Genomic DNA, 13,609 nt, shown 5'->3' with positions numbered 1-13,609 from the left:
TTGCCAGTTGAGGCGGAAAGCCGATAGGAACTCTCTTGGCGACCTGAAACCCTCTCGAATTGACGGACCCTCGAAGAGGCTGTCTCGCTAGAGCCTCGGCCGAAAACGCGTCGCTCATACCAATGGATGACCATTGTTGCTCGGCGACCCCCATCGACCCGTACCCTATCCGCCCGGCAAGGCGCTGACCACACTGGTCTGCCGGCAAGGCCGTTTTGAGGACACGGAAGCAGGCTGCCGGGACGATGGAGTCGGCTAATCGCCGGTGCATCAGCGCCATAGGTGCGTCGTGTCTAAGTCTATGTTGCCCGTCTCGCATCAATGCGGGCAGGAATTCGGCTGGAGGAAATCAACCTCGTCTTGGACGGCCACGTAGGTACCCTTTGAGTCGGTCACGAGAACCGTGGGGAAAGGGAGCTCGGTGGATGCGGCAATTGTTCCGGTACGTGGATCGGCGCAAGCGACTCGCTGCGCACCGCCATCGACAAACCACACGCTGCCTGCACCCACGACGACGCTGACTCCATTGGTATGTCCAAATTGTGACGGTATGGGAAGCAACGCGAGGTTGGAAGCACTCCGGTGCTCCACTTGCCCCATCATGCCGGTCGCATACGCAACCCAGACTCCATCCGCCGACCCTACAACGTGGGGCCCACCCAGGCCGGCGCCACCCGTTGGCGCGGAAGCCAGTCGTGCTCCGGTATTGCTATCGAGTTCGACGATCTGATCCTGGTTGTCCTGGGATGACGTCGGTTCGATGCCGACATACAGGTGCTGTCCAGACGGGTCCAGTGAAACACTGGTTACCGTTCCCGAAAAGCTGACGGTCGCCAGGATCTTTCCGGTAGCGGGGTCAAGGCGATAAATCTGCTGGCCGTAACCCAACCAGAGGAGTTTCGAGGCGCCCGTGAGCTCCGGCAGTCCGAATACGCCTGGGCCCGGCCGGCCCGGTACCCAGGTTCGCGACTTCACTTGCAACGTTACGGGATCCACCAAATCCATCCAATACTTATCGACGGTCGGACCTCCGCTCATGCCTCCGACAACCCAGAGCCCTGCATCCACTCGGAGCAGCTGGAACCCTCCCGCGAAGGGCCCGTTGGTGACGACCCGCCCGGTTGTTCGGTCAATCCGTGCAAGCGTCGTCTGCGACGTGTCGTGCGGGTTGTTCGCTGTTGGGGTGTAAAGCGCGAAAACTGCTGAACTATCGAGCGCCATTCCGTAGTACAGCTGACCAGCAAGGGGAACCCGGCGGGTGATCCAGCTCGACAAAGGTGTTGGAGAAGCCGAAGCTGTGGGCTGCGCTGAGGGAGAGAACAGCACGGTTGGCGTGGGCTTCGCGGTAATCCGGTTCGCCTGCTGTCGGGCCATCCGCAGCCCGACCACGGCTCCGATGACAAGGAGGGCTAACGCCACGCTGGCGAGCACCGGCTGCAGCCAACTAACCTTGTGGCGCGCCTCAACTGCCCAGGGGGGAGGCGACGATGGTGCTTCGCTTCCTGCTTCTTGATAGAAAGCCGTCAATCGGTTAATCAACCGCTCGCGCCGGTCCATCATCCCTCCTCCACCATTCGGCCTGCCTCGGCGTCGCCGAGCTGCCGTTGAAGGCGGTCAAGGGCGCGGTGTAGCCAAGTTTTTACCGTCGGCTCTGGTCGGGTCAGAATCTGTCCAATCTCGGGGAAGCTGAGTCCCTGTTCAAATCGAAGAACGAGGAGGGCACGGTCTCGAGCCGGCAACGCCACCAGAGCACGTCTCATCTCATCTCGTTGCAAATTGCGCAGCGCCGTGTGTGCCGGATCTTCGCTGGGCGTCGGCACCAATCGCTCCTTAAGGGCTGTTAGAAACGCCCGTTTGTGGTCGATTGCTAGGTTTACGGCTACTTTCATAAGCCAGGCTCGAATATTGGCGTTTTCCCCGAGCCGCTCTCGGCGCTGCCAGAGTCGAAGAAACGCATCATGTGTAATCTCCTGCGCGACATCTCGGTCGAAGATGACGAGGAAGACCGTCCGGACGACGAGCGGATAGAGCTCGCGATAGAGCTTCTCGAACTCGAGACCATCGCCACCGGCTGCTCGCACGCCATCTCCTACTAGTCGGATTGCCTATACAACGGCTGAGGAGTTGGATCGTTTCAACCGCTATCTGATCGGATTAGGGTCATCCGAGCTCTCCGCTCTAAACCGGCCAGTAGGCGTCATCGTTCGGCCAGCACTACGGGTGCTCATGGCATGGCGCCTGCTCGACTATCGGAGTGAGGACTTGATCAACGAACTCCACCGAGGCATGTCGACACGCCGGCGGTCGCCGCTGTACCGGGCGAGTTCCTTCCTGCGGCTGTACACGCTTCTCAAGGTCACTTCGTAATTGAGCGCGTGGCCGACAACGCCGGTGGCTGGCACATGCAGCGTGGCCTCAAAATATTGCCCCGGTACCGGCGGCGTCGCGCCGGCGCTTAGCTGGTCACTAGATCGATCTTCGTCCATGTTCTACCCCCATCGGTCGTCCCCAACAGATCGGCGAATTGCTTGCAGTTTTGCGGCGGCGTCCCGTTGGGGAATACGCCATCGACGATGCCGCAGTTTCCCTCGGAGCGCTCCATGCGTCCCCACCCAGCCTGGCCATTAACAAAGTCGACCTCGGACGTAGGACCGCCGCTGGTCGATACTGCTGACCAAGTCTGACCTCTGTCCTCGGTCCTGAGAATCTGGTTGCGGTACACCGCGATCCAAAGGTTCGTGCTGACGACATCAATCTCCGGTAGTTCCATTGGCGAAGTGCTGAGCGCAGGCAAGGTCTGCTTGGATCTCCATGTTCGCCCGCCATCGCTGGTCACGTAAAAACTAACGGTGAAGGCCTTCTGTGAGAGGAGTTGGACCGGCAAGACCCCATCGAGCCTGTCTGTAAAGGTTGGAAGCTCATAGCCCGGTTGCCAGGTTTCGAATCCGGGTGGTGATGCGAGATGTTCGGACTGCCAGCTGGCGCCGGCATCATGAGTAACGTAGAGTTGCCCGTGGTCGGAACCCGTGTATGTCCATCCGTCGGATGGGCTGGCAAAGCGGATGGGATTCCCCTCAGGGATTGAAAGCTTGACCCAGGTAACCCCTCCGTCGGTCGTTCGGTATAGCTCGGCAAAGGGGCAGGCAGTCGCACAGACCATGACCACCCAGCCATGTTGGCTGTCGGCGAAATCGACGTAGGCTGGTGCCGACCGTTCCGTATATGCGGTGTTCAGGGGTGCAAGCCTTGATGTAGTCCAACTCATCCCACCATCAGCCGTTCTGTACAAGACGAGGCTTCCATTCGCGGCAGCTGCGAGCCATGCGTGAGTGTTGTCTAGAAAGAACGCTCCGCGGATCGACGATGTGGAAAACCCGAGAGGCGTTCGGTTGGTCCAATGCAGTCCACCATCACTGGTTGAGAGAATTTGAGTCGTCGTGATCGCCCAACCGTGGGACCGATTGATCAAGCGCAAGGTGGATGTTCCGACGAAGTGGATCGGAGAAAGACTGGATGATTGAGAGTTTGCAGCGACTGTGGGCGACGGCCGTGGACTCGCCAAGGCATTCGGCACGGAGTGTCGTATGCTCCGCAGAACGGCGCCAAATCCCAGACCTAGGACCACGATCGCCAGCGCCGCGGCCACTTGGAGCCTCCACGAGGGTCGGATAGGCGCCTCGGAATGCGCCCGCACCGCAGCGACGACCCTTCTCTCGAGATCTGGACTAGGCAAGGCGATATCAAGGGCCTCGTGCATTCGATCACGGATCAGGTCTTCGATCATGTAACCGCCTCGCTTACATTGAGCTTGGGTCGTAAGTCTCGAAGCGCTCTATACATGCGGGTTTTTGCGGCTTGTTCTGAAGTGCCGATGATCTTGCCAATCTGATCGAATGGAAGGTCCAAGTAGAAATGGAGCACAACGACCAGCCGCTTTGCGTGAGGAAGCCCGTTCAGCGCCCGACGGAGGTCCGCGCCCTGAGCCAGCCGTTCCTCATCGACGTTGATGAAGACATGTTCGTCCGACACTAAGACAGCCGACCATCTGTGTGTTCGTCGGACGGAGCGGCACTGGTTGGCAACGATCGTGAGGAACCATGGGCCCATGTCGGACCCGGCCCGAAAGTTCCGAAAATTCCTCCACGCCTTCAAAGCTGACTCCTGAACCGCGTCTTCTGCCTCTTCACGGCTCTGGAGCATGGCGAAGGCAAGCCGGAAGCCTGGCTTGACGAGCGGGACCAGCAGATCCTCAAAGCGGTTTCGATCGCTTTCCCGGTCATCAGCCGTCACCTCGAGGTCGTCCCCCCATTTGGCGTCAACTGTATATACGCTCGGAAGGGCAAATCCGTGTCACCTCAGATGGCTGGCATGTCTGAGACGCGGTCGGCCCGGAAAGGTTCCAATTGAGCCCCCGAGACGAAATCGCGCACCGGCCCTCAGCCGGCCTGACCGTCCTCCGACGCCAAACCTCCGACGGCGGGCTCCGGCGCCGCGTGTGGAGGCAAAGGGGCAACGCCTCGGATGCTGTGACGGTTGTCGGCGCCCTGGCCGCCGGAGGACGCCGTTTGAGCTGTTAAGCGAAGTCAAGACTTCGTCCGGCCGCCTCGATCATCCCACCTCATCCAGATGAAGGTCGAGACGAAGAACGAAATGCTCACCACGCGCGGGATTTTGGGCTCGATTTACTGTAGCCAATTTTGTAGCCAACCCGAAGGAACACCTGAGACCATATGGAAGCGTTACGAATACATGGAAAGCCCAAATCTCAAGTTGAATTCAATTGCCGTCTGATTTGTAAACAGCGGGTCAGCCGCGCCAGGGCCGGTCCTGTAGATCGGGATTTCGGCACCGCAGATTAGCTGATTAGCGACAAACTAGCAACGCCTCGAGATCGACGGCCTGCGAACCCTCGGGAGCAGAAAACGAATCCTCCTACTTCACCATCCTAGTCCTGATCTAATTTCGCTCACAATGTCGGTCGAGGCCCGATCGATTAGCACTGGCCTCGCGATAGGAGTATCTGGCTGATTCCGCACTCTCTCCATGACGGCATTAAATTGCTTATCCGCTGTCAAGAAGTAATCGCGTCCTACGGCGAAACCCACATGATTAAGGTCCCCCCAATTACCCGAGTCGACCTTCAAATGAGACTGGAAGAAGTCGAAGAAACCGTACACGCGCTCGAGTATCAGCGCGTCACGGTCGGCTTCGACCAGCCAGAACGTCATCCACGATTCCAATTCCAACCGCTCTGGTATCAGATATTCCGCCAGCCAATTGCGCAACTCGAACGAGCCGGGCGATGGATTGAAGAAGCTGTTCCACCATGTCGAGGCTGCGGACTGCCGCCAATATGCCTCGGCCTCTGAAACCCTGTCGATCATTGGCTGTAGCCGCGCCGACATTGCTTTGCTCAGAAGGGGGCTTGCAACCGGCCCGGCTTTCATGGCCTGTCGCCGAAGACGCTGGAGTTGCATGGCGTCGCCGACATTGTGGTAGACGAACGCTTCCATCGCTCTTGGGTTGTCAGGGAGGGCTGCGGGGTCCGCTTTTAAGCGCTCCCAAATGGAATGGTGCAGGATTCGCAGGTCATGCAGGTGCGTGTGTCGAGGCTGGGGTAGCAACCACTCGTGATGCTGGTTGCGGCGGAGCTCATTTATCACTGGTACGACAAGGCCATGCAACATAGGATCTACTTCGCGAGTACGCGCTACCTGCAGAATGGCGCGCACGAATCGCCCTCGCGTTGCCGGATCGGGAATACGCCAGGCCTCGACTAGATTCTGCATCGAGGCAAAGACGACCGCGCCCCTCTGTTGGAGCAAGGCCTTGATCCTGTTGCCGGCACTCTGCTGGGCAATCGGCTCTATGACGCTGCTGTCAAGGTAGAGCTTGATCACAGGCCGCATCTGAGCTACTTACGCACGTTGGACTAAGCGCTTCGATCATCCGAATGGCTCCGACTGCTGTGGTCGCCCAGGCACGAGATTCTCTTAGAGAACGCGGGACCACGCCGACAGGGCCCCGAGACTCGAATCCTGCGGTGGTCCGAGCCGTGGTGGACAGCCTCGCCTCAAAGCTAGATGCAATCCTAGTGACGGGCGACCTCCAAGGACTGGAGGCAGGCGACTCGGCGAGGCGCGCTCCCCGAGCATTGGGGGAGGTTTTGGCCCAAGAGATGGCGGAGCTCGGTGAGCACGGCCCTGTCCCCGGCGCACAGCGAACCGGAGTGATCTTGACTGAGCGGGCTTTGTTTAGGCCTGAAAGAGCGAAGCCCGGTAGCGGGGGGCTTTGCCACCGAGCTTCCCGAACGTCGAACGCGTCTCTTACTTGGCGGCTGCGTTTTTCCTCCTGGTACGAACCGCCTTGCGGCTGGCGGCTGGACTGCGACGCCTCTTAGGATTGCCGTTGCCGCTCGCGTACCAGGTCAGGAACTTATCTAGCTCGCTGTCGGGAAACGAGAGCTTGACGCTAACTGTCCCGTTGGGCGCGGTCTCCATCGACTTGATTTTTACTGGCACTTGGTACCACCTTCCTTTGAGGCAAGGTTAGCGGACATTCCACGCGGGGCGGCGTCAGCGCTAGAGGCGTGGAGTTGCAGACGCGGAGGCGTTTACGGCGACCAAAGCGAGGCAGTTCATCACGGCGTGGAAGGTATACACATAGCGTCCTGGTGGCACCGGTCGAAGCGCACGCCACTGGCGCACCGGCTCCGCGTCCTATGGCAGCCGCGTAGCTCCAGGTTCGCTAACTCAGAGCCCGTCCCGGACCCTTCGAGGCGGTTCGGCTATGCCGGACGGCTCTGGACAGGAACGGGAATCGAGAGCATAGTTGTGCACGGAGGGACGGGGGCTGGCCAGACCGTGAAAAAGGCGACTCTCATCGGTGTCGCCGCGCTCCTCTTGGCCGCTTGCGAGACCGGTACGCCCCAGACTGGCGCAGGGTCGACTGCGGCCACGGGCGGCACTGCCAGCACGGGTGCCATCGCGGGCACGGCTGTTTGGGCGAATATCGACTGCGGCGTGGTTCCGTTCGCTGGCTGCGCTCCACCACCTGTCACCGTAAACGTGAAGCGCTCGGACGGCACGCCAGTCACAACGTGGCATGGCGCAGAGGGCGCTTATCGGGTTGATGGCCTGGCGCCGGGGAGCTATTCCGTCGAGGTCTACACCGACGCGCCGGGTGACGCTGGAGGCGCCTTCGGTTCGCCGGTGCCGGTCCAGGCCGGAATCACGACGCCCAATATCGATGTGGTGCTTCAACCTCCCGCCGCACTCTGCCTACTCGTCTATCAGGGCCACGATGCGACGGTGAGCTTCAACGGTCCTGGCGCGAACGACTGGTGCTCGAAGGTCACCCAGACGGATGGCAACTGGTTTAAGTCCACCGCCACGGCGCCCGCCGCTGGGCTTACATCGATTTGCTCCGGTACGAGCCACGCCGGAGTCGTCTGGGGCGTTTTCGATAGTGGAGGCCAGGTTTACGGGCGCCAGGGCTGTGCGCTCGTCAATCAACTGTCGGCACGTTGAGCAACGACCCGCCGTTCCCTCCCCCCGGGTATCGCCCGACGCCGGCTGCCACCGGTGGCGGTGGGACCGGCGGGCGTGGCTGGTGGATGGGCGGGGCGGTCCTGGTGCTCGCCCTCGGGGCCGCATGGTACTTCGGCGTATACGACACCGCCGAGGGGAAGTGCAACCGTGGCGACCTCGGTGCATGCCTTGTCGTCTATGCCAAGCAATCGGCAGAAGCGTCAGCGAGCGCGGCGGTGGTATCGGCCAGCGCGGCTGCCGTCGCTGCAAGCGTCCAGGAGAGTGAAGCCGCTGTCGCGGCAAGCGCGCAGGCGTCAATTGCCGGCATGCCAATCAGTTGCACGGTCGGGCCAGGGGATGGTTCGCACAACGTTCGGATCACGGTTCGGTCATCAACGGCCGAGCAGAGCATATGCCAACAGCTCGTGCAATCCGGATGGGCAGCGGCCGCAGGTGTTGACGGTGCGACCCAGGTGTGTCAAATGCCGTGGTCTAACACAGACATCATGACCGTGACCGACACAGGTGGGCAAATATATGGGCAGCAGGACTGCCAAACTCTCAGCGCTGGCAACCTGCCGAGGTGGCAACCCTGAGCCAAAGGACCAAGCGCGCCACTGCGATGCAGGTTTAGGCGGTGGACGCCGAAACAGCACTCTTACTGCTATTTGCGGCTGCCGTGCTGTTTGTCGTCTTTAGCACGAGGGTCAAACGCCTTCAGCCCTATCGGGACATTCTCAGGGGGTTGCTGTTGGCAGGCGCTGTCGCAGGTGGACTCGCTTGGTATTTCTTGGTCTATGACACGGCAGAAGGCAAGTGCAACAGAGGCGACCTGGGGGCTTGTGCTGTCGTCGCTGCCCAGCATGCACAACGTTAGGTTGGCTAAGTGAAGGTCGAGGTCCGAGCTGTCGGCCTCAAGACGATGCGGGAGAAGAAGGGCCTTACCCAGCGCAAGCTGGCTCACGATCTCGGCATCTCCCAGAATTACATTCCCGCCATCGAGGCCGGCACCCGCCGTGCCGGCCCGAAGCTTCAGGAGCAACTCGTCAAATATTTCGCCTGCCGGTTCGAGGACCTGTTCCAGTTGGTGTTAGTCGATGGCGAGACCGGGCGCGAGCAAGTGTTGGAGCCAAAGGAGAAACGATCATGACTTCGGAAGAGCAGCCCGGAGCCGTTGGCGCAGCGCTACGTCGTGCCGAAGAGATCTATGCCTCACTGCCACCACTGCAGGCGCTCGTCGTGGCGATTCCATTCGTAGACGCCGGATTGCCTCTCGACGCCGTTCATAGGCGAACTCCGGGTCTCGACCGCCATGCAAAGCAACAATCCCGGTAGCTCGTTCGCATTCAGATGCTGGCGGAGGGAGAGGGATTCCAGTCGGAGTTACCAAGGCTATGCTTGGGAAGTTGATGAGGGCTTAGCCCACCCAGATCGCGTCTTGGAGCCCAGTCTCCTCAGGAGCTCGCGGAACTCCGCTCGCAAGGCGCGGAGCCCGTTTTGAGTCACGGCGCCGCCCATCAGTTCGGCTAGCGACCATCTGAGCAGGCGTCCCTGCCGCGCGAAGTAGATGGCCGCCGAGTCGATCTTGTACTGATCCTCATAATCGAGGAGAACGTAGCCAAGCAGCTGGGCGAGCGTCTGGACCAGGCCGCGGCCGGGATCGACGGTGCACTTGACCTCAACGAGACATGCGTCGACGATGAGATCGGCGTCGGCAGCCATATCCGCCGAGCCGACAAAGGTCGAGTTTAACACTGCGGGCAACTCTAGGAACCCATCCGAGGCGGTGGTGTCAACGAACTTAGCGGTCAGGGCACGCATGTCTCGAAGCCAGGCAGGCCGCGCGGTGGCGAGGAGATCCGCTGACGTGGCGCATACCCTCGGCTCAATGAATGGCCGAGGGATGACAGCAGCCCGGAAGACGGCATCGAGATTAGCGAGCACAAGGCAGTAGCGTGCCAACAGCTCTTCATTCGCATCGTCAAGGCGCCGATTCACTGGATTCAGGGCGTACACGGCACTATCGAGCCCGGCCATGAATTCCTGTACGGCGTGCAACATGGGGACTGGCACCTCTGCTATCTCCATCCCCTCGTCGCGCAGAGCCTGAATATCGAGCACCACGTTCGTACCCAGAGCACGGCGCACAAGGCGGCCGTTCGCCAAGACAGCGCCCAGTAACTGAGTGGCCGCTTTACCAGCCAGAAGGTGCTCAGCCGCCGTCACGGCGAAGCTGTATCGGATGCGGTAGTCGAGCGCCGTGCCCACCAGCGCGTGCTCCCAGGACTCCATGCCCGGCTCCGTGAGTGCCTCCACGCCCTTAAGCGGGCCCTGACTGCGACAGGCAGCGTCGAGGATATGTGATCGAGCAAGAATTTCCGGATGGGGCTCCATTGCGCCGTGAGATGACCGGTCAGGGATGCGAGGCGGCCGACGGTGAGGTTGCGCTCAAACGCCCGCTCCAATGGTTTCCGACGGCTGGTGGCTCGTGCCATGCGAATCAGCTTAGCCACACCCTCTGCACCAGCGCTCGTCGTTTGACGACCTCGAGCGCCGGGGCCCGACGACCATTTTGACGGCCAATTGCCGCCGTTTTAGCTCAGCAGGAAGGTCGTTTTCGGGTTAACGGCCGTAGCAGGAGATGTAGACTCACCGCTGAGGAAGGACGAGGATTTTGGGGGCTCGAGAGCGATACGTCGCCGCGATCTTTAAGGCACAATCGGCTAACGGCGGAGTCGTGCGTCGAGCAAGAGAAGGTGTCGATACGTACGGCTCCCTGGACATCGTCATCGCAGAGGCCAGAAAGCGCGGCTTTCACGTGATCGAGACTGGCGGGCAGATCGTCATCCTCTGTCATCAAGGGGCCCTCATCATTCATGTCTGAGGCGCCTGTCGCCGGGCGTCGCATCGGGACCAGCGTTGGATTCGCTATCAGCCTCGCCTTGTTAACGGCTTGCGGCACATCCGGTGGAACGAGTACCCTAGCGGCTGCCTCACCCACCCCAAAGCCCACTCTGGCTGATGTGCGGATCGTGGCGGCCGGACTTGGGGGCAGATCGATTGGCATGGTCCTGAAAGACGTGAGCACGACCTACGCCTACACCGTCAGGTATCAGGCGACCCTCTACGACGCGCAGGGAGCGCAGGTTGGCGTCTTCAGCGTCTCGGAAGCCAACCTCTTGCCGGGAGAAACGGTCGCCGTTGGTGCCGGCGGCGACACCACGGCGCCAGCGGTTCGCTTCGCCCTGACCCCTGACCCGCGGGAGAGCGCTCCGTGCGCCTATCCGATCGTGAACGCGAGCAAGCAGCCCGCCCCCGTCCCGTCTGCACCCGGCATCTGGACGAAGCCGCGCGTGGATCCGAAGTACGCCGGGCAGCAGTATCCGGGTGAGGTCACCGGGACGCTGCAGGTGCAGCCCGCTCGCCAGGGCCTTCAGGCGCAAGCCGTGCTCTATGACAGCGCTGGGCACGTGAGCGGGTTTGAGAGCCAGCAGCTGACGACGGCAGATGGGCCGACACCCGTCCGCATCGTCTTCCGTGAGTCCTTCACCTACAGCGGATTCCCGAACCCTTGGGCACCGGTCGCGCAGGCAACGGTTTCGGCGTATGACGATTTGCGAACGCTGACCGGCGGTGGATTGGGTGAGTGCCAGCGGTTGCAGGGTTCGGCCCCGGTGCTCACTCCTTAGAAGCGTCCGACTGCTAGACTCCGCGCTGAGGCGGGGCATGGCCTTCAGCAACTTCATTTTCGAGACGAGCGTGGAATCGGGCCGAAAGGATTGGCAGCAGGCCAAGTTTTCGAACGCCGAGAAACACTACGATCGCGCGCTCAAGGAAGCGCTCCAGCCGGGAGCATATATCGCTAACACCTACATCCGCTTCGCGGGAGCTCGCCTTTCAAGTAAGAGGGTACGGCGAGGCGGAGTTACGTTCTTTCGCACACGCATCTTTTGGTAAGAATGGAAAGCAGATGCCCGGTCGAGAGGACCCGCAGCGTGACGCCGTCTATGCAATCGACACCCAGGCTGGCCACCTAACACCTGATCTAAAGAACGTGCAAGCTGCTCAGGATTGGCTTGATCGGGCCATGACTCTGATCGGAGAGCCCCCAATTACAGTGCGATTGCTATCTCGGTCCGAAGCACAGTCAATCGGATGGCTGGCGAGTACCCGGACCCGGGCGGAAGCCTTTGTGGTATCGGGAGAACGTGCGATCAACCTTATCGACGTCGGCAAGGAGCCGCTGACGCGATTACTACATTTGTTCCATGAAGCTACTCATGTTCTTTGTCCGACGGAAGAAGCGCACGGTCCAGCGTTCGTACGCGCTTGGATCGACCTGCTTGAGCGATTCCCGCTTTGCAGCTTTGCTCGAGCCCAGATAGTGGACGAGTGTCATCTGCGTGGCGTGCACATCGCACATACGGCCTCTCGATTAGCTGCCGGAGGCGGCGCCGGAGCGGGCACGCACGACCGCTCAAGTCGATGAGGCTTGGGCCAGGAGCGCCGACAACGTCTCAGCATGTTTCAAGAGTTCTTGAATCGGTAGCCGTCGAGCCGGGTACTATCGGTTTATGAACATGCGACCGGCCTTCACGCGACTCCTCACGGCCACCAAGCCGCGCCCTTCGGATGACGCAATGGTGGATGGCCTTGTCGACTTCCTCATATGGTCCGGTTTGGTTTCTCAGTCCGTCGAAAGGCTTCGCCGCGTTCTTCCCCGATGGGCGAGACGCCTGCGGAGTCTCGGATATACGACGGTGCCCCGTCTTGGGTACGCGCGATGGTGGTCACCAGAAGAGGTTCGCGCTGGCAATCTGATCAACCTTTGGATAAACCAAGCCGCGAACAATCAGGCGATGGCGCACAGTTTGCGCAATCTCACGGGCACTCGCGCCTACAAGGTCTGAGTCAGTTTTCCGTCGGTCCTTGACTCGCGGCGACCGTGGTAGCCATGCCTTGCTATCTCGGCATTCACCGCGACTTCGAGGAACTTCGGAGGGCCTGATGCTTCCGCCGGACCACTGGCGAATAAAGGCGTGACTCTTTTCGAAAGGAGCATCGACACCTAGACATTCTGTTGAAACGAGGTGCCGGCAGCGTATGTCTTTAGTGCAGAGTGGATATCAGCCTTCAGACCTTCGATCTCCTTTTCCTTGTTGAGGCCGAAGTATTTAGTGAGGTTGAGGAGTGCCTCGCTAAGTGCATCCGCTGCAGCCATCACCACCAGTAGAAGGACTCGGCCTGGGTATCGCGGGCCATACGAGATCTGTCCCCTGCTCAGTTGAATGATTTCCTGCTGAACACCTACGATGTTGGCGTGCACGGCATCCGAAAATGGCACGTAATAGATGTCGTACCAATCGGAGCGACCGACCAGCTTCATTAGGTCTTGGTCGGAAAGCCCGGTCCAGGTATTGGCACTGCCCAATTTGGCCGCCGGTTTCACGCCACTCTCCTCCTGGTGCTTCAGCGCCTCTTCATCTTTCTTTATCTCCGCTACTTCCAGCTCTTCCGCGCGCTTTCGATCCAGAAAACCTTGCTTGACGAGCGATTCGGCACGTCGTGCGCGCCTCTTCTGAGAAAAGGAGGCAAAGAGCAGCCCGCGAGCATCGCTCTCGGCATCGGCGATAAAGATCAGGTTTACCGCTGCGTTAACCATCGCCCTGGCATGAGGCTGCGCCTCATTTGCATAGCCCGAACGGGCCATCGCCTGAATGCTTCGCGCCAGTTGGACCAATCGGACAAAAATCGCAAAGATAATGAACGGCCCCGGCGATCGACGCGGCTTCCCTCCGGCCTCGGCGGCCAGACCAACGGCTCTCTGCAGCAAGAGATCGAAGGAATTCAGCAAATTGCTCTGATCGATCGGAAACTCCGGAGCCGGAGTCCGTTGAACTCCCACGCTCATAGAGTGGCGCATTTTCGAGATCAACGTTGGGAAAACCCACTGAGCCAGCCAACGACTGTCGCAGGGAACACCGTAGTGACGCCGAGCCGCCCAGGCGGCCCTGGCCACGTTGCGACAGACAGCTGTCAACGCTGCCCTTTAACATAGCCGCCGATGCGGTCGGCACGAC

General features: G+C 60.5%; 10 protein-coding genes. 4 read left to right on the top strand and 6 right to left on the bottom strand.

Annotated features, from left to right (window positions below; all coding sequences use genetic code 11):
- Window positions 1–318: 318 nt before the first annotated feature.
- Entirely contained in the window at window positions 319–1,419 is a 1,101-nt protein-coding gene (locus VHK65_06375; GenBank protein ID HVS05776.1) for a hypothetical protein, read from the bottom strand.
- A 539-nt stretch (window positions 1,420–1,958) separates the two neighbouring features.
- Here VHK65_06375 and VHK65_06370 point away from each other — a divergent pair.
- On the top strand, window positions 1,959–2,096 hold the full coding sequence (locus tag VHK65_06370) for a hypothetical protein (GenBank protein HVS05775.1): 138 nt from the start codon (window positions 1,959–1,961) through the stop codon (window positions 2,094–2,096).
- Between the two features lie 359 nt (window positions 2,097–2,455).
- Here VHK65_06370 and VHK65_06365 read toward each other — a convergent pair whose 3' ends face one another.
- The 3 genes from VHK65_06365 to VHK65_06355 form a co-directional block, all read right to left on the bottom strand.
- Complete coding sequence (locus VHK65_06365) at window positions 2,456–3,784, bottom strand: YCF48-related protein (GenBank protein HVS05774.1); 1,329 nt, start codon at window positions 3,782–3,784, stop codon at window positions 2,456–2,458.
- Complete coding sequence (locus VHK65_06360; GenBank protein HVS05773.1) at window positions 3,781–4,290, bottom strand: RNA polymerase sigma factor; 510 nt, start codon at window positions 4,288–4,290, stop codon at window positions 3,781–3,783. Before VHK65_06360 ends, VHK65_06365 begins: the two co-directional genes overlap by 4 nt.
- A 647-nt stretch (window positions 4,291–4,937) precedes the next feature.
- The gene (locus tag VHK65_06355; GenBank protein ID HVS05772.1) at window positions 4,938–5,900 is read right to left on the bottom strand and encodes a hypothetical protein; all 963 of its coding nucleotides are present in this window, start codon (window positions 5,898–5,900) and stop codon (window positions 4,938–4,940) included.
- A 963-nt stretch (window positions 5,901–6,863) separates the two neighbouring features.
- Between VHK65_06355 and VHK65_06350 the strand changes: the two genes are divergently transcribed.
- Together VHK65_06350 and VHK65_06345 are read left to right on the top strand one after the other, a co-directional pair.
- Window positions 6,864–7,529 (top strand): hypothetical protein, encoded by a 666-nt coding sequence (locus tag VHK65_06350; protein ID HVS05771.1) that lies wholly within the window; start codon window positions 6,864–6,866, stop codon window positions 7,527–7,529.
- A gap of 886 nt (window positions 7,530–8,415) precedes the next feature.
- On the top strand, window positions 8,416–8,679 hold the full coding sequence (locus VHK65_06345; protein HVS05770.1) for a helix-turn-helix transcriptional regulator: 264 nt from the start codon (window positions 8,416–8,418) through the stop codon (window positions 8,677–8,679).
- Between the two features lie 242 nt (window positions 8,680–8,921).
- Here VHK65_06345 and VHK65_06340 read toward each other — a convergent pair whose 3' ends face one another.
- Window positions 8,922–9,821, bottom strand: coding sequence for a hypothetical protein (locus VHK65_06340; GenBank protein ID HVS05769.1), 900 nt, complete (start codon window positions 9,819–9,821; stop codon window positions 8,922–8,924).
- A 731-nt stretch (window positions 9,822–10,552) separates the two neighbouring features.
- On the opposite strand from VHK65_06340, the gene VHK65_06335 reads away from it, so the two are divergent.
- Window positions 10,553–11,218, top strand: coding sequence for a hypothetical protein (locus tag VHK65_06335; protein HVS05768.1), 666 nt, complete (start codon window positions 10,553–10,555; stop codon window positions 11,216–11,218).
- A gap of 1,379 nt (window positions 11,219–12,597) precedes the next feature.
- On the opposite strand, the gene VHK65_06330 is transcribed toward VHK65_06335, so the two are convergent.
- The gene (locus VHK65_06330) at window positions 12,598–13,383 is read right to left on the bottom strand and encodes a DUF5677 domain-containing protein (GenBank protein ID HVS05767.1); all 786 of its coding nucleotides are present in this window, start codon (window positions 13,381–13,383) and stop codon (window positions 12,598–12,600) included.
- Between the last annotated feature and the right edge of the window lie 226 nt (window positions 13,384–13,609).

This window comes from Candidatus Dormiibacterota bacterium (assembly GCA_035544955.1).
Lineage (GTDB): Bacteria > Chloroflexota > Dormibacteria > CF-121 > CF-121 > CF-13.
This window is presented reverse-complemented; position numbering and strand designations above follow the sequence as displayed.

What these genes read in the sequence shown, in the direction of transcription:
- VHK65_06340 (HVS05769.1), bottom strand. Translation starts at nt 9,821, where the DNA reads ATGGAGTCCTGGGAGCACGCGCTGGTGGGCACGGCGCTCGACTACCGC.
- VHK65_06370 (HVS05775.1), top strand. Translation starts at nt 1,959, where the DNA reads ATGTGTAATCTCCTGCGCGACATCTCGGTCGAAGATGACGAGGAAGAC.
- VHK65_06365 (HVS05774.1), bottom strand. Translation starts at nt 3,784, where the DNA reads ATGATCGAAGACCTGATCCGTGATCGAATGCACGAGGCCCTTGATATC.